This is a genomic window from Psychrobacillus sp. FSL W7-1457 (assembly GCF_038593405.1).
Classification (GTDB): Bacteria; Bacillota; Bacilli; order Bacillales_A; family Planococcaceae; genus Psychrobacillus.
In genome coordinates this window covers 3,490,251-3,505,849 of the sequence record NZ_CP151993.1, presented here as the reverse complement: position 1 = coordinate 3,505,849, position 15,599 = coordinate 3,490,251, and the positions used below count along the sequence as shown (strand labels likewise).

The following is a 15,599-nucleotide window of genomic DNA, read 5'->3' as shown; positions in this document are numbered from 1 at the left end:
ATGAGCCTTACTTATGTAGGTATGGAAAGTTTTAATCAGAATTAATTTGTTTATAAGTCTGCTGGATGAATGTTTTATAGGGAGTGGCGGGCATATTACTTATATTGTCATATGCTTTTTGAACAGCTTCTTTAGCTTTTTCATTCTGTCCCTTCGCTTTGTAGCATAATGCTAGATAAGCATCCTTCTCGTAAAAAATGGACAAATCAATAGGGTGACCGACTGTCTCCTGAATAACGACTTCTTCTAGTTGTTCAATTGCAGCGTCAAATTGTTTTAAACCAAATAAGGTTTTTCCTCTCTCCAAAACAAAGTAGGGGGTAAATATCTTATTTTTTTCTAAAGTATAGGCTTGGAATAGCTTCTCTGCTTCTTCATATTCATGTGTATAGGAATTCAAGTAATGAATTTTCATAAAAGAAGAGAAGCGCCCGGCATCTGGATCATCTGCAAAGACTCCATATGCCTCTATTTTCTTTACATAGTACTCTATTTTTTCCTCATCTTTTTGCATCATTGCATGGGCAGCAGCGATTCTATAGAGGTCATCTAAATGGTAAAACGTTTTATTTTCTTTAGAATACTCAATCGCTTGGTCCATTAGCTTCAGCGCAGATTCATGGTCACCGATTGCATAGTATAGTGCAGTCTCTACATAGTCAAAGTCTAGTCGAGAGATAGGGTCAATCCAAATTCCTGTATCCTCTAAGTAAGTACGTTCCCGTTGAAGGATTTTTAAAGCTTCCTCGTATTTATGCTCCTGAAATTTTACGGCTGTTCGTACAATTCCTATTTTAGCTCGTCTTGAAGTGATATTTAACTTCTCATAAAGATCTGCAGCTTGGTTTAATGGTTCTTCCCAGTCTTTTTTATGTACTTGGTACATACAACGACTGTACATTTCTAACAAACGCGCTGATTCATACCCCTGACCAATCTTTGGCAAGTACGGTTCTACTAATTGTATTAATTGCTCATATTCATCTGATAGAACATCGTAGTGTGTATTAAAAAGAATCTCGGCTTTCTCTAAAACTACACGTAATTCTTGTCCGCTTACTTCCTCTAGTAACTCCGAAACATCTACGTTTAACTGTTTAGCGATATATTGAAGGCTTTCCATAGAGGGCTTAGCCTTATTGTTTTCTATTAGACTGAGCATTCCCTTAGTTAATTCGGTACCTGCAAGAGCCTCTAGAGTCATCTTTTGTTGTTTTCTCAATGTACGTATTCGCTCTCCAAGCGTCTGCATTGCTTCACCTCTTTTATCTTTAGTTTAATTATATTAAACTTTTTGTTGAAATGGAAGAATGAATATGATATTATTTGTTTAATAAAATTAAACTTTTAGTTTTTTCAGAACAAATAGAAAGAAAAAGCTAAACAAAGGGGAAATAATTATGGAAGAAATAGTGAAGTTGAAAAAAGCTACTTATCATTTATGGACATTCACCATTAGTAAGCTCATATCGATTTTTGGCGCTCAAGTTTATGCATTTGCTATCAGTTTTTATATTCTACAGCTAACTGGATCTGCCACAAGCTTCGCAACAAACCTAATATGTAGTATTTTGCCTAGAACTCTACTTGCTCCTTTTGCGGGGTATGCTGCTGATAAATACTCTAGAAAAGGAATTATTATTGGAGCTCAAATTGCCAGCTCGTTGGCAATAGGTGGCTTATTAATCTTCAGTATAAATGCAGAATTGTCATTGATCGCGATTTATATAACAACGGTCATCTTATCCATTACCTCAACGTTTTCGGGGGTGACATTTAGTTCTTCTATGACGGGACTAGTAGATGAAGCGAGAATACAAAAAGCGATGTCATTAAATCAGATGTCTATTTCCTTTGCGACAATTGGAAGCCCAGCAGTAGGTGGAATATTATATGGAACTGTGACTATGCTGGTGTTTTTAGGTATTTATTTGACAGCGTCTATAATAGCGGTAGTCTTAGAATCTACGATGAACTTTAAATTATTTGCTACAAGAAAAGAAGTGGTGGAAGGGGCTCCTAAAGAGTCGATGCTACAAAGCATCAAAGAAGGTTTTAAATATTTAATGAAAAAGCCTGTGGTAAAAATAATTATTTTCATTTCTTTAATAGTGAATTTTTTGTTTGGGGCTTTTCAGGTTGGATATTCGTTTATCCTAATCGAAAAATTAAAGCTTGATCCAGTTCATTTTGGTTATACAGAAATGGCCTTTGCTCTTGGAATGCTGTTAATGTCTATTTACTTCTCAAGTACGAAGGAGTTAAAATACCCTCTTTTTGTTTCTAAATGGAGCATAGTGGGCACAGGGTTTTTATTGGCATCAATTGCGACGCCACTACTAATGAACATGTCTTATTTTGGGACCGTGGTATTTTATATTATAATCCTCTTTGTTTTTGGAGTGACTATGATGGTCACTAATACACCAATAATGGTCATGATGCAAAAGACAATAGATGATGATTATAAAGGCCGCGTATTTTCTATTTTAGAGACAGGGTCAATGGCTCTAATGCCACTTGGGATGGTTGTTTTTGGGTTTCTGTATGATGTGTTCTCTGCAGAGCTTATCCTAATTACTTCGGGAGTTCTATTAATAGCTACCGTTTTAGTGCTTGCAAGGCCATCGGTTATTAGAAAAGCACATCCAGAGCTTGCGAAAGGGAAAGTGGAGACTACTCCAGACCCTCAGCCAGAATGAAATCCGCTCTGGTGGAACAAAGAGGGTTAAGTTGGTCCATTAAGACAACTAATAAAAGTGGCGATTACAATGAGCACCCACTTCAAGGGTGTTAATTGGCGGGGAGTTCACAGTATATTAAAAGGAGTGTTTCTTTGAATAGCCCTATATTAAAACAAATAGGAACAGTATTTATTCCAGTAAGGAATATAGAACAAGCTAGAGATTGGTACTGCGATATTTTGGGGATAAAAATAGACGGAGATATTCAATTTGGTCATCTTTACGTTTTACCTATGGAAGGTACAGGGATAGTATTAGATAGTAAAATTTATTCAGAGGATATAATATTCAAAATACCTGCCTTTCATTTCAATACTAAAAATATTGAAGAAGCATTTCAATATATGAAGAATAAAGGGGTAACTCTTCTTACTAAAATTGAACATAATCATTATTTTAATTTTAAGGATCCTGATGGAAATACTTTAATGATATGTAAATGTTAAATTTGAGATTAATACAAATAGAGGCACTGTAAATTTACATTTACAATGCCTTTATTTGCTCTGTGGGCACTATCCTAACAGTTAATTTTAAAGCCCATGTTTTAACGTTTTAGTTGATCTACGATACGCGAAAATTAAACCTATTGCTAATATCGCAAGAATCCCCGACAATACATAAATATTATCTGGCTGCTTCGTAAACAACCATGCAAACAAGAGAGGACCAATGATGCGGCCGAGGTTATCCATTGAATAAGTCATCCCAGCTGCAGTTCCATATCGACCACCTGACTCTTTGGAGGTAAGGGATACAATGGTTGTTCGGGCAAGTGCATTACCTGCTGTGAAAACACAAAGGGATAGTCCCGCCCAAAAAATATTAGTCGTAAAAACTGTCATGACCAACCCTATAGCTGTTACTACTTGTGCATAAAGAAGCCAAGTTGTCTCCGTTCCGTTCTTGATACGTCGTACAACTCCACCTTGAATAGCTGCATCGACAAAGCCGCTGAACATGAACAGATAACCAATTTGTAATGGTGTTATAGCTACTCTTTCAATTTGAAATAACTGAAAAGTTGCCTCCAAGCCAGCAAGTAGGAAGGTAACCATAAAAGAAAAGAGGAATAAGTATTTTATACGGTAGGACCATAAGCTCAAAGCGCCTCTAGGAAGAATCGTTCGCTTATTGGCTTCACCAGTACGAGCTGGTTCTTTTAAAATGATTAACGCATAAACAAAAATGACTAACAATAGAATAGCTGAGACGATAAATGGAGTTTCCAAGCTAATATGACCTAGAATACCTCCAATTGCTGGTCCAAATATAAAACCTAAACCAATAGACATTCCCATGAAACCCATATACTTATTTCTGTTTTCCTCATCGGATAGATCTGCTATAAAGCCAGTTACCGCAGTGTAAAGCGCACCTGAAAATAGTCCACCGACTACACGAGAAAGGTAAAGCATTACCAATGAATCGAAGAATAAGGAGAATAACCAAAAGCTTAAGCTAAAGCCGATTAATCCTGTTAGAATAAGTGTTTTACGTCCAATCCGATCAGAAAGCATTCCCCAAAGAGGAGCAGTGAAAAAGGAAGCTAAAGCATAGACTGTTAGTAGACCTCCTACATGAACCTCGTTATAGTTCTCCTGAAGTATAACCTCAGGTAGTACGGGAATAATAATCCCGAAACCTAGATAAACAAGAAATTGAACGGACATTAATATAAAAAGTGATTTTTTCATTGTCAAACCTGCTTTCTCAAACCTTACCCTCTATAATAACTGTTTCGGAAGGAATTTTCACCTCGAAATAGGTGAAGATAAATTGGTGAATAAAAGCAGGAATATCAAGGTTTAATCAAGAATGTTACCAGCTGAAGAAATTTATAATCTTTTGTGTAAATTTTAAAATGGCGACAGATCTTACCAGGTAGTTTTCCCTACTCACATTATCAGGGAAGTGAACTAGCTAAGATCAGTTTAATAACTCCTTGGTTCGGATATACTCTGTATAGCCTCGGAGATTTCTTGTATATGTGGAAAAGGAAATGCTAAGTCAGCAAGAGACACAAAGCCTACTAACTCTTCATTTTCTACTACTGGGAGTCGGCGGACTTGATGTTTACCCATTAAAATAGATGCTTCAGCTGTAGAGTCTTGAGGTGAAACTGAGATAACGGTTTTAGTCATAATGTTTTCTACCGTGCATTTGACATCTTTAGCAACTGCTCTTGTTACAATATCTCTGTCTGTAATCATTCCAACAAGCTTTTTCTTGCTTACTACTGGTAAACAACCGATATCCAATGAACGCATTTGTTCCGCAACTTCGTTTACATAATCATTAGGGCTACACGTAACCACTTGCTTACTCATTACATCCTGTACAATCATCGATATCACTCCTTTAGAGGTTATGATGGTTTACAAATGCGTAAAATATGTAATAAAAATGAAAGGTTTAGGCCATGTAAAAAGTGGTATTATAGGATAGAGAAAAATAAATAAAATAAAAGAAACCTTTTAAATATATATTCGTAATAATAAATGGAAGGGACTGAGGTGGATTGGCTAAGGAAGTTGATTTAAAGAAAATTGTAAGTAATCTATCAAAACTTGGTGTGACTGTTACAATGACAAAATCTAGGCTTGAAATACTTAAAGCTTTATCACCACCCGCACAAAGTCCACATGTGCAATCCTAAAAAAAGAGTGACTTGAAGCCTCGTTAAAACGAATGCTTCAGTCACTCTTTTTTATATTTGTCGCTTAATCTTCATTCTTAGCAAACATATATGTTCTATGGTGAAACTTCATACTAAAGACTAAACCGATAGCAAGCATATTACCCATCAAGGAACTACCTCCGTAGCTTATAAATGGTAGTGGAATACCCGTTATAGGCAGGAGCTGAATAGTCATTCCAACATTCTCAAATACATGGAAAGTGATCATGGCAATAATTCCAGCGCATACATAGGTGCTGTACATATCCTTGAGCTGTAAGGTTATTTTAGTTAAGTGATAGATCAGTAGGAAGTAGAGACTTATTACTATACTAGCACCAACAAATCCATATTCCTCTCCAATGACAGCAAAGATAAAGTCGGTATGATTTTCCGGTACATACACAACACGTTCTCCATACCCTTTACCGAATATTTCTCCTGAACCAATTGCATTCAAAGCTGTAATAAGATGCATTCCTTCATTGGAAGCATATGAATATGGATCTATCCATGAATAAATACGTGCAAATTGGTAAGGGTCGAAGCCAAAATATTTAGCCAAGAAGTCTTGTGCATACAAGGCCATCCACAAAAAGAGTCCACCTATTCCAAGCCCACCTAAAAATAGAGGTAAAATAATTTTCCATGTAATACCTGCTACGACGATTAATGCAGCAGTAATTGCTAAGAAAACTAACGAAGTACCTAAATCGGGCTGAAGCATGATAAAAGCTAACGGGATAATTAAGGTTATACCAATTTTCCCTAATAGAATAAAGTCTGTTTTAACTGTTTTCATCACATACTGTTCATGATGATAGGTAATAAGGCGTGCTAAACCTAATATATAAAAGGTCTTCATGAATTCGGCAGGCTGAATGTCCCCTATTGGTAAATGGAACCAGCTTTTTGCTCCATTACGTGGTGATACTAAAGCCATGCTCTCTGGTAGGATAGCAAGAATGGCTAAAAGGAAAACTCCTATTCCGTATATATACCATGCCATTCTTTTGTATTGTTCTGGCTCAAAAAACATAACCATCCCAATAATAACGCACCCAACAACATACCAAAAAAGCTGTTTGGATACAAAGTTATACGCCGCGTATTGACCTGTAGTCTGAGCCGAGGAAATGGCTAGTAAGCTAACGATCAGAAATAATAATAAAATAAAAGCTAATGTCCAATCGAAGCGATCAGCAAAGCCTTTTTTATTTTCCATAAAAATCACCTAGATTTCTTTCTAAATATACAATTTTTTGTTTCATTTCCATTCTCTTATATAGAAGGAAACACACTTTTTCTATTATATCGTAAATACTCTTTTTTGGCTTGTGAGTAATATAGACGATATTACAAAAACAGTTGTTTCGTTTAAATAAAATTATGCTAATATATATCTTATATGAGGAGTGAAAATTCAGTGGCTAAAAAAGAGAGAGACTTAGATGACTATTTAACTCATCTATACGTTCATGCAAATGAGATAGAGCATTTCACATTATTTAGTGGTATTTCAGTTCAACTATTTTTAAAATTTGCTAATTTGTCTTCCCTTTTGTTGTTAAAGCATCGTTACGAAGATGCTTCTTTTAATATCCATACACAAATGGACTTTATAGGGGAAAATCAATTTGGGCATTTTTTAAAGGAGTCCTCTGAAAAACCTACTTCCCTTTGTTTTTTGGATTTCTCAGATGAGCGACGATTAAATCTGCTGACTCCTCAAGAACAAGCAGAGCTTTTATATATAGCACACAAAAAAGAAGCGTTTCGATCACCATTTTATCATCACCTTCAAAATCGATTTGTCTATTTGACCGATGAAGATGAGCATATTACTAAAATATATTTTCGAGATATAGAGGATTTTTACGGTTTAATCGCTGACTTATTCAATCAAGTGATAAAAGAAAAAACGAAATCTACTGCATTTTGGAGAAAAAAGAATAATATTATATTGCCAGAGTTGTCCTCTGCAACTGTGGAAAGGTACACCGATTTTTATGAAGACGGTGTTCTCATGTCTTTGTTCCGCGTGGATAAGACTAATTATGGAATTGAAATTCGTTGCTTACCGGAAAATATTTTTCCTGACGAGGTGCTAGAGGATATTAAGCACCATGTTAAAAGACCATATGATTTCTTAATAGAAATATAAGAGGACGCTTTTGCTACATTCTGTTGCAAAAGCGTCTATTATGTATATGAGGTGATAAATAGTGGCATGGATTTTACTTATAGTAGCAGGCTTAACTGAAATTATATGGGCAATTGGGTTAAAGGAAGCTCATGGTTTTACAGAGCTTATCCCTTCTATTATCACCATAATGTTTCTAGTGATTAGCTTTTTTTTATTTGCACAGGCGATGAAGACGATTCCGATTGGAACTGCATATGCTATATTTACGGGAATTGGAGCTGCCGGCACGGCGGTAGTAGGTATTTTATGGTTCAATGAACAAGTAAATGCAGGTAAAGTCGTATTCTTATGTCTGCTGCTTTTCGGTATCGTTGGTTTAAAGCTGATTGATACAGAGGAGGCAGACTAATGGAATGGATTATACTGATTGTAGCTGGTCTTTTTGAGGTTGGTTTTGTAGTTTGTATGAAGCTTTCTAATGGCTTTACAAATAAGAAATTCTCTATACTTACTATTATTACGGCATCTTTAAGTTTCTTTTTACTTTCCTTAGCCCTTAAAGATATATCTGTAGGTACAGGGTATGCTGTTTGGACTGGAATTGGGGCAGCAGGAAGTGTATTGATCGGTATGTATTTGTTTAACGAAAAGAAAAGCCGTCTAAAATTATTCTTTTTAAGCTGTATTATATGTGGAGTTGTTGGTCTAAAACTATTTGGCTAACAATTCATGTATAGATACGAGAAATGATAAAATAGAAATACCAAAACGTGGAGGTCAAAGTGATGAAATTGAAATTAGGATTATTATATGGTGGGAAATCTGCGGAGCACGAGGTTTCTTTATTAACGGCAAGAGCGGTTTCGCAAGCAATAGATTTTGCTAAATATGAAGTGTATCCTGTCTTCATCTCGAAAGAGGGAGAATGGAGAAAGGGACAAAAACTATTAGGGCCAGTTGAAACGGTTGAAACGCTTCAATTTGGAGAAGATACAGGAAAAGCGAATGATATAACAAGTTTCCTTCCAATTGATAATACAACTAAGAACCTTGCAACTGCGGAAGGTAATGAAGGATTAGACGTAATCTTCCCATTGCTGCATGGACCTAATGGTGAGGATGGAACAGTTCAGGGATTACTAGAAGTATTAAACTTGCCTTACGTTGGAAATGGAGTGCTAGCTTCTGCTGCCGGAATGGATAAAGTAGTAATGAAGCAACTGTTTGCTCAAGCTGGCTTAAAACAGGTTCCTTTCGTTCATTTCATTCGACGTGAGTGGAAAAACAATCAAGAAGTTTTACTTGAAAAAATTGAAGAAAGCTTAAAATGGCCTTTGTTCGTCAAACCAGCTAATCTAGGATCAAGTGTTGGAATTACAAAGGTAAACAATCGCCAAGAGCTTATAAAAGCAATCGACCTAGCGTTTAAATATGACCGTAAAATATTAGTTGAGCAAGGTATTGTAGCTCGTGAGATAGAAATGAGCGTTTTAGGAAACGATTCTCCAAGATGTTCAGTAGCGGGAGAAGTATTGCCAACGAAAGATTTCTACGACTACTCTGCAAAATATATAGATGGAACGACAAACTATGCAATACCTGCAAATGTCTCAACTAGATTGCAAAAATCACTAGAGGATGCGGCAATTCGTGCATTTAAAGTATTAGATTGCTCTGGGCTGGTTCGTGCAGATTTCTTTGTTACAGATACAGAAGAGGTACTAATCAACGAAGTGAATACAATGCCTGGCTTTACCCCAATTAGCATGTATCCTAAGCTTTGGATGGCTTCCGGCTTATCCTACTCAGACTTGATCGAGGAGCTAATATCACTAGCTATTGAACGCTATGAGGAAAAACAGCAGCTCGAACATTCAAAGGATGGAGAGTGACTAAGTTGAAAAAAACATTAGAGCATATCGCAAAATGGTTAGGTATAAAACAACCATCTAGTAATCCCGTAGTAACAGGAGTTTCTATTAATACACGTACCTTAAAGCCAGGGGATTTATTTATCCCCTTTCGAGGTGAGAATGTAAATGGTCATAAATTCGTAGAGAGTGCATTCGATAAAGGAGCAGCTGCAGCATTCTGGTTAAAGGATGAGCCGAATCCTCCTAAGAATGTACCTTTGCTATTTGTAGACAGTAGTGAGGTAGCACTTCAACAGATGGCTAGAGCGTATCGAGAAGAGCTATCTACTGTATTCATAGGAATTACTGGTTCGAACGGTAAAACATCCACAAAGGACCTAATCGCAGGAATGCTTTCGCCTTATTACCGTGTGAAGAAGACGGAAGGGAACTTTAATAATGAACTAGGACTTCCTCTGACTATTCTATCTCTTGAGGAGGACACTGAGTATGCGGTACTTGAGATGGGAATGAGCTCGTTTGGAGAAATTGAATTCCTTTCAAATATGGCAAAACCAACATATGCAGTAATCACAAATATTGGAGAGGCGCATATGAAGGATCTTGGATCTAGAGAAGGAATTGCTAAAGCGAAGTTTGAGATTATAGCTGGTTTAAATGAGGATGGGCTACTCGTTTATGACGGTGACGAACCTCTTTTGAAACCGTTTATATCGAATGTACCAGGTTTAAATACTAAATCCTTTGGCACAGGAAATAATAACGATTTATGTATTGAACAAGTTACATTTACTGAGCAGGGAAGCAGCTTTATGGTAAATGGAGAGCTAAATGAAGAAATGTCTATACCAATTCTAGGGGAGCATCAAGTGAAAAATACGTTGGCTGCATTACTTGTAGGGAAAGAGATAGGTTTGTCGAGTCAACAGATGCGTGATGCCTTAAAGAAAATCGTACTAACGGATATGCGCATGCAGGTAATTGAAACTAACAATGGCAGTATTTTTATTAACGATGCATATAATGCTGCCCCAACCTCTATGAGAGCAGCTATTCAATTTTTAGAGAAGTCGACTATTAAACCCGATAAATGGCTTGTGCTTGGAGATATGCTGGAGCTTGGTCCGGATGAAAAAACATTCCACGAGGAAATTGGTGAGTATATATCCAATGATGTGTTCTCAGGAGTTTGTTTATTTGGCTCACGTATGAAGTGGTTAAAAGACCAACTGTCAGACAAGTTTGATGAGCAACAGCTGAAATGGGTGGAAAATGATTACGATTCACTTATATCCTTTTTAGAATCAAAAATAACAAATCAATCTATTGTTTTAGTTAAGGGATCAAGGGGAATGAAGTTAGAGAAGGTAATTGAACCCTTTCAAAAATAGTAGAAAGTAGGGATGACATGAAAACAGGAGTACTTTGCTTACATGGTTTTACTGGAGGTCCATATGAAGTCAAACCTTATGTGGATTATCTAGAAGTAAATACAGACTGGAAAATTGTAGTTCCTACATTACCTGGCCATGGGGAAACACTGGAGTTAAAAAACCTAACAGCCGAAACATGGATGATGGCAGCGGAGCAGGCGTTGCGTTTGCTGCAAAAGGAAGTAGATCGAGTGTTTGTGGTTGGTTTTTCCATGGGCGGGATTATTGCCATTTACTTGGCGCTACGCTATAAAATTGAAAGATTGGTTTTATTAAGTGCTGCCGCAAAATACATAAATCCAACGCAGTTGCTACATGATATAGGAGACGTCGCCAAAAAAATAGTTGAAGGTAAAGCAGAAGAAAATACGCTGTTTCAAATCTATAGTAACAAACTTCGTGCAACTCCTATTCAAGCTGCTTTAGAATTTGTTCGAGTGGTGAAAATGGTTGAACCTTATTATGAACAAATTACAATCCCAGTATGTTTAGTTCAGGGAAAGAAAGATGGAATTGTTCCTTTTACGACAGCACCCTTCTTATTTGACCATATCCGTTCGACAAACAAACAGCTAATTTTTTCGGAGAGCGGGAAGCACCATATTTGTTACAGCGATGATTGTCAGGAATGGTTTCCACAAGCTCTTACATTTTTAAGGGAAGAAATGTAGAAGAAAAGTTCGGAGCTACTGACTTTAAATTCTAATTCATTGCAACTGGGACAATTGCATGCTATACTACGTTTAGAACAATGGATACATTTTGTGCGAAGACTCTTCAGCATTTATTGAAGAGTACTTTTTTTTGAACATAACGGTTTGTTTACGTAAGAATTAACGAACCGCTCGGCAAAAGACCGGGCTTTCCCTTTATATTAGACCCCTCTGATTGAAACCACAGAGAATTTTAAGTAACGGAAACGTTCCTCGTATAGGCTCGAATTTGCCGCAATTTCATCTGAAAATGTAACCATTTGTCAAAACAGAACAAAAAGGAGATTAAAATTTTGACAAATTTTTCAGAATTAAATATTAGCGCTTCTACACTAAAATCCGTACAACGAATGGGATTTGAAGAAGCAACACCAATCCAAGAAGGTACTATCACTCATGCTATGGAAGGCCGCGACATTATTGGCCAAGCACAAACTGGTACTGGTAAAACTGCCGCTTTCGGTATTCCGATGATTGAAAAGATTGACCCTAAAAACCCTAACATTCAAGCTTTAATTATTGCTCCAACTCGTGAGCTTGCAATTCAAGTTTCTGAAGAGCTTTATAAATTAGGCTATGATAAAAAAGTTCGTTTACTTTCAGTATACGGAGGACAAGAAATTGGCCGTCAAATCCGTGCGCTTAAAAACAAGCCACAAGTAATCGTTGGTACACCTGGTCGTATTCTTGACCATATTAACCGTCGTACTTTAAAGCTTGACCAAGTGGAAACATTAATCTTGGACGAAGCAGATGAAATGTTAAACATGGGCTTCATTGATGATATCAATACAATTTTAGAAAGTGTTCCAGACAATCGTCAAACTTTATTGTTCTCAGCAACTATGCCGGGACCAATTCGTAAAATTGCTGATAAATTCATGAAAGATCCAGTTGAAGTTAAGATCAAATCAAAAGAAATGACTGTTGAAAATATTGAACAGTTCTATGTAAAAGCTACTGAGCGTGAAAAATTTGATTTCCTTTCTAGAATATTAAATGTTCACCAACCAGAGCTTGCAATCATTTTTGGACGTACTAAACGTCGCGTAGACGAGCTTGCAAATGCCCTAAGCATCCGTGGTTACTTAGCAGAAGGAATTCATGGAGACTTAAGCCAGGCGAAGCGTATGTCTGTATTAAAACAGTTCAAATCAAATAAAATTGATATTCTTGTTGCAACTGATGTAGCTGCTCGTGGATTAGATATCTCAGGCGTTACTCACGTTTATAACTTTGATATTCCACAAGATCCAGAAAGCTATGTTCACCGTATCGGTCGTACAGGACGTGCTGGTAAAAGTGGTATTGCGGTAACATTTGTTACTCCTAGAGAAATGGGCTACCTTCGTATTGTCGAAGACACTACGAAAAAACGTATGACAGCTCTTCGTCCACCAAGCTCAGATGAAGCATTAGTAGGGCAACAACGTGTAGCAATTGAAGCTCTTACTGAAATTATTAACAAAAATGATTTAGGTGACTATCGTACACTTGCTGCAGAAATGCTTGAAAAGCATGAAGCAGTTGACGTGGTTGCAGCAGCAATCAAGTCAATGACGAAAGAGCCAGACGATTCACCAATCTCACTTTCAGAAGAACGTCCATTACCAGCTCGTAGAGAGCGTAGTGGCGGCGGACGCAGTGGCGGCGGCGGATACAAAGGTAACCGTAGCAGCGGCGGTGGCGGACGTAGTTCTTCATCACGTGGAGGAAGCGATCGCGGATCTTCTCGTTCAGGAAGCGGTTCACGTCCAAGTGGTCGTCGTAGCAGCGGTCCACGTGACGGTTCTACACAACGTAGCACAAGAACTCGTACACCACGTAACGAAGGCTAATTTTATATAATCCTTTAAGGCGAATCCACTTTGGTGGGTTCGCCTTTTGTGCGCGTAGCATGTAAAAAGATAATGATTTAGCCTGTATGACTAGCAAATAAAATTAATTTAATGAATCTAATTATAAAGTTGAAACATTTTTGTGTAATATTCGTATACAATGACAAGAGAAGAGGTGGATGATAATGAGAAAAGAACCAATTAATCGAATATCCGTAAAAGGTTTAAGAGTGTGGAGAATTTATGGCATCATACAAACCCTAGTCGTTTTGTTATTAGGCATTGGTACAGGAGTAATCAATTATTTTACGGGGAACTACATATGGTTATACATAGTGGCAGGAGCAGTAGTATTGCTATTTGGATATTTATTCATTTATTTATTTCCAAAGGTAAGATGGAGCAGATGGAGATACGAGGTAAGAGATCAGGAAATAGAGCTGCAGCATGGGCTATTTGTTGTGAAGAGAACGCTAGTCCCAATGGTTAGAGTTCAACATGTAGACACAGAGCAAGGACCGATTTTACGTAAGTATGATTTGTCGTCTATTACTATCTCGACGGCTGCTACCAGCCACACAATTCCCGCATTAATAACAGAAGAGGCGGATGAGCTGAGAGGAAGAATTTCGGTGCTAGCAAGGGTGGCGGAAGAAGATGTCTAAAGAAAAGTATAGACTTCACCCGATTTCTGCAGTTATTAATTTTGTGAAAGTCTTAAAGGAAATGATTCTACCGTTAATTGTTCTGGTGTTAGTCAATGGTTTTGGAGACGATGCAAACTTTTGGTCTGGACTTTTCACTTACGGCATTTACGGAGTGCTACTCTTGTTCATGCTAATCAGTGGGATTATTAAGTGGAGAAGATTTCGCTATTGGTTTGAAGACGGGGAGCTGCGAATAGAGTATGGTCTTTTTGTAAAGAAAAAGCGATATATCCCTTTTGAACGTATTCAGAGTCTTGACTATACGGAGGGTATATTCCATCGACCATTTGGATTGGTAAAAGTAAAGGTGGAAACAGCAGGTGGAGGTCCTACAAAAGAGGCTGACGCTGAGCTTACTGCTATTAGGAAAGAAGCGGCAGAGCAAATAAAGAAAGAAATCATGCTCGCTAAAGGTCAAAAAGTACCTATTATAGAAGATGACTTAGAGGTTGAAGAGACAATTATAGAAGAAAAGAAGCCAATTTTCCGAATGTCCACAAAGGATCTTCTCGTACTAGCGAGCACTTCAGGTGGTGTAGGAGTATTTTTTTCAGGTCTTGCAGTATTTGCCTCCCAGTTCTCAGAATTTATTCCCTATGAAACTATTTATAACGAAATTATGATTTTCATCAAATTTGGAGTGCTTATGGTAGTCTTAGTAATCTTCGCTGTTTTACTTATGGCTTGGATTGTTTCAGTTCTGTTAACCTTCATCAACTATTATGATTTTACAATAAAGATAGAGGATGACGAGATTATTATTACTAGAGGACTTTTAGAGAAAAAGAAAATTACAATTCCTTTAACTCGAATACAAGGGATACGATTAGTAGAAAACCCTCTTCGTCAGCTTACTGGATATGCTACGGTAACTGTAGATAGTGCAGGAGGATCAATGGCAGAAAAAGATGAAACCATTCGTTTATTGCCATTAATAAAGAAAGCAGAGATTTACCCAATCTTAGAAGAAATTTTCCCTGATTTTCAGATGCACCCTAACTTTCAAAGAGTGCCAAGTAAATCTCGAAAATTCTTCTATCGCTTAGATTTGCTGTGGATTTTACCTATAGCTGCCACAGTTATTTACTTCTTTTATCCCTATGGATTATTATCACTTCTACTAATCCCTGCAAGCTTTGGTTTAGGCTTGTGGCAGAAGAGAACGGCTGGTTTTTATATAGAAGAGACGCAGCTAGTTGCCCAATATCGATTATTTAGTAGAGTGACTGTTTGGATGGAGAAAAGAAGGATTCAATCGATGACTGCTCGAACTACGTACTTTCAGAAGAAATCAGATGTTTCTTCTATAGTAGTAACCATAAAATCAGGGGTTGGCGGGGCAGAAACAGTGATTCCTCATATCGAGAAGGAACATTCTGAAAACCTATTAAGCTGGTATGAGCCAATACGAAAGCCTAAAATAGATATAGAAAAAGAGATGGAATGATAATTATTTTATCCATA

At 37.2% G+C, this 15,599-nt stretch carries 16 protein-coding genes; 12 read left to right on the top strand and 4 right to left on the bottom strand.

Annotated elements, in window-relative coordinates:
- Positions 1-31: 31 nt before the first annotated feature.
- A complete protein-coding gene (locus tag NSQ95_RS17180) occupies positions 32-1,252 on the bottom strand; it encodes a helix-turn-helix transcriptional regulator (RefSeq protein WP_340881772.1) in 1,221 nt (406 codons plus the stop codon).
- A 148-nt stretch (positions 1,253-1,400) separates the two neighbouring features.
- Between NSQ95_RS17180 and NSQ95_RS17175 the strand changes: the two genes are divergently transcribed.
- On the top strand, positions 1,401-2,702 hold the full coding sequence (locus NSQ95_RS17175; protein ID WP_340881773.1) for an MFS transporter: 1,302 nt from the start codon (positions 1,401-1,403) through the stop codon (positions 2,700-2,702).
- Positions 2,703-2,836: 134 nt separating this feature from the next.
- Complete coding sequence (locus tag NSQ95_RS17170) at positions 2,837-3,190, top strand: VOC family protein (protein WP_340881775.1); 354 nt, start codon at positions 2,837-2,839, stop codon at positions 3,188-3,190.
- An 87-nt stretch (positions 3,191-3,277) separates the two neighbouring features.
- On the opposite strand, the gene NSQ95_RS17165 is transcribed toward NSQ95_RS17170, so the two are convergent.
- Positions 3,278-4,441, bottom strand: a complete 1,164-nt coding sequence (locus NSQ95_RS17165; RefSeq protein ID WP_169360966.1) for an MFS transporter — start codon at positions 4,439-4,441, stop codon at positions 3,278-3,280.
- A gap of 237 nt (positions 4,442-4,678) precedes the next feature.
- The gene (locus tag NSQ95_RS17160; RefSeq protein WP_340881777.1) at positions 4,679-5,092 is read right to left on the bottom strand and encodes a CBS domain-containing protein; all 414 of its coding nucleotides are present in this window, start codon (positions 5,090-5,092) and stop codon (positions 4,679-4,681) included.
- A 173-nt stretch (positions 5,093-5,265) separates the two neighbouring features.
- On the opposite strand from NSQ95_RS17160, the gene NSQ95_RS17155 reads away from it, so the two are divergent.
- Positions 5,266-5,403: an Lmo0850 family protein gene (locus tag NSQ95_RS17155; RefSeq protein ID WP_251553339.1), complete on the top strand. Its 138-nt coding sequence runs from the start codon at positions 5,266-5,268 to the stop codon at positions 5,401-5,403.
- Between the two features lie 64 nt (positions 5,404-5,467).
- On the opposite strand, the gene NSQ95_RS17150 is transcribed toward NSQ95_RS17155, so the two are convergent.
- Entirely contained in the window at positions 5,468-6,649 is a 1,182-nt protein-coding gene (locus NSQ95_RS17150; RefSeq protein ID WP_340881779.1) for an FtsW/RodA/SpoVE family cell cycle protein, read from the bottom strand.
- A gap of 201 nt (positions 6,650-6,850) precedes the next feature.
- On the opposite strand from NSQ95_RS17150, the gene NSQ95_RS17145 reads away from it, so the two are divergent.
- The 9 genes from NSQ95_RS17145 to NSQ95_RS17105 all read left to right on the top strand — a co-directional run bounded on the left by NSQ95_RS17145 (position 6,851) and on the right by NSQ95_RS17105 (position 15,582).
- Positions 6,851-7,588: a hypothetical protein gene (locus tag NSQ95_RS17145; RefSeq protein ID WP_340881780.1), complete on the top strand. Its 738-nt coding sequence runs from the start codon at positions 6,851-6,853 to the stop codon at positions 7,586-7,588.
- A 61-nt stretch (positions 7,589-7,649) separates the two neighbouring features.
- Positions 7,650-7,979 (top strand): quaternary ammonium compound efflux SMR transporter SugE, encoded by a 330-nt coding sequence (gene sugE / locus NSQ95_RS17140; RefSeq protein ID WP_340881782.1) that lies wholly within the window; start codon positions 7,650-7,652, stop codon positions 7,977-7,979.
- Entirely contained in the window at positions 7,979-8,293 is a 315-nt protein-coding gene (locus NSQ95_RS17135; RefSeq protein ID WP_340881784.1) for a multidrug efflux SMR transporter, read from the top strand. Before sugE ends, NSQ95_RS17135 begins: the two co-directional genes overlap by 1 nt.
- A gap of 62 nt (positions 8,294-8,355) precedes the next feature.
- Positions 8,356-9,462, top strand: a complete 1,107-nt coding sequence (locus NSQ95_RS17130; protein ID WP_340881786.1) for a D-alanine--D-alanine ligase — start codon at positions 8,356-8,358, stop codon at positions 9,460-9,462.
- Positions 9,463-9,467: 5 nt separating this feature from the next.
- Positions 9,468-10,835 (top strand): UDP-N-acetylmuramoyl-tripeptide--D-alanyl-D-alanine ligase, encoded by a 1,368-nt coding sequence (murF, locus tag NSQ95_RS17125; RefSeq protein ID WP_340881788.1) that lies wholly within the window; start codon positions 9,468-9,470, stop codon positions 10,833-10,835.
- A gap of 17 nt (positions 10,836-10,852) precedes the next feature.
- Entirely contained in the window at positions 10,853-11,548 is a 696-nt protein-coding gene (locus tag NSQ95_RS17120) for an alpha/beta fold hydrolase (protein WP_340881790.1), read from the top strand.
- A gap of 335 nt (positions 11,549-11,883) precedes the next feature.
- Positions 11,884-13,428 (top strand): DEAD/DEAH box helicase, encoded by a 1,545-nt coding sequence (locus NSQ95_RS17115; RefSeq protein ID WP_340881791.1) that lies wholly within the window; start codon positions 11,884-11,886, stop codon positions 13,426-13,428.
- Positions 13,429-13,613: 185 nt separating this feature from the next.
- A complete protein-coding gene (locus NSQ95_RS17110) occupies positions 13,614-14,093 on the top strand; it encodes a PH domain-containing protein (protein WP_340881792.1) in 480 nt (159 codons plus the stop codon).
- Entirely contained in the window at positions 14,086-15,582 is a 1,497-nt protein-coding gene (locus NSQ95_RS17105) for a PH domain-containing protein (RefSeq protein WP_340881793.1), read from the top strand. Before NSQ95_RS17110 ends, NSQ95_RS17105 begins: the two co-directional genes overlap by 8 nt.
- Positions 15,583-15,599 lie beyond the last annotated feature (17 nt).